The following is an 877-nucleotide window of genomic DNA, read 5'->3' on the forward strand; positions in this document are numbered from 1 at the left end:
GCGATATCCTTGTCGAGCGCCGTCGCCGAGCCGAGAATGCCGCAACCGGCAAGCGGCACCTGCGCCACTTCCGCCAGCCCCTGCACCGCGCCGTCCTCGCCATGCAGCCCGTGCAGGACGGGAAACAGGATGTCGATATCTGGCAGCGCGTAGGGCGCGCCCTCGGCCGGGACCGCCAGCATGCGCCCGTGTCCGCCCGGCACCAGGCAGACCTCCGTGCCGCCCGAAGGCGTCGCCAGCGCGCCACCCTCGAAACGGCTGAGCAGCCATTTTCCTTCGCGGGTGACGAAGATGGGAAGGGCATCGTACTTCGCCGGCTCCAGCGCCCGCATGACATTGGTCGCCGAGAGCACCGAAACTTCATGCTCGGCCGAACGCCCGCCAAAGAGGACGGCAATACGCAGTCTGTTCGCGGTCACGGCTGTCTCCACCTTGCGAAGCCGTTCAAGGCATAGATTGAAGCGGAATTTCGGCAACCGCTTCGGATTGACGACAGTTTTCAACTCGGGGCGGCGAGGTCGCTGATTGTCGAAGTCGCCGCCGGCCCTCTGAACCCCCGCATGATGGCAGGGGTTCATGGCAGGGTTGTCGCTAGCGCAGCGCCGCCGCGATGTTGCCGCCGTCGACGGTCGTCACATCGGCGGTGGTCCGGTCGGCCAGAGCCTGGTGCAGGAAGGCCTGCGCCACGTCCTCGGCAGTCACTTCCTGGCCGAGTAGATTGCCGGACATGTATTCCTTTTCCGACACGCCGCGCGCGCCCGAGCGGCTGGCGATCATGGCGTCGGTCAGAAGCCCCGAGCGGATGCGGTCGGCGTTGACCGCGTTCGAGCGGATGCCCTGCGCGCCGTAGTCCAGCGCATACTGCCTGGACAAGAAC

The 877-nt window shown here is 66.6% G+C and carries 1 protein-coding gene and 1 pseudogene; both read right to left on the reverse strand.

The features are described from left to right. Positions 1–419: pseudogene (locus tag EN780_RS35560) on the reverse strand (D-alanine--D-alanine ligase A); the annotation flags it as partial. Between the two features lie 172 nt (positions 420–591). After that, positions 592–877, reverse strand: a 286-nt coding sequence (locus EN780_RS35565; RefSeq protein ID WP_128276560.1) for an SDR family oxidoreductase, incomplete at its 5' end; no start/stop codon positions are given.

The sequence above is a fragment of the Mesorhizobium sp. M4B.F.Ca.ET.089.01.1.1 genome (assembly GCF_004022605.1).
In the GTDB taxonomy this organism is placed as follows: Bacteria; Pseudomonadota; Alphaproteobacteria; order Rhizobiales; family Rhizobiaceae; genus Mesorhizobium; species Mesorhizobium abyssinicae.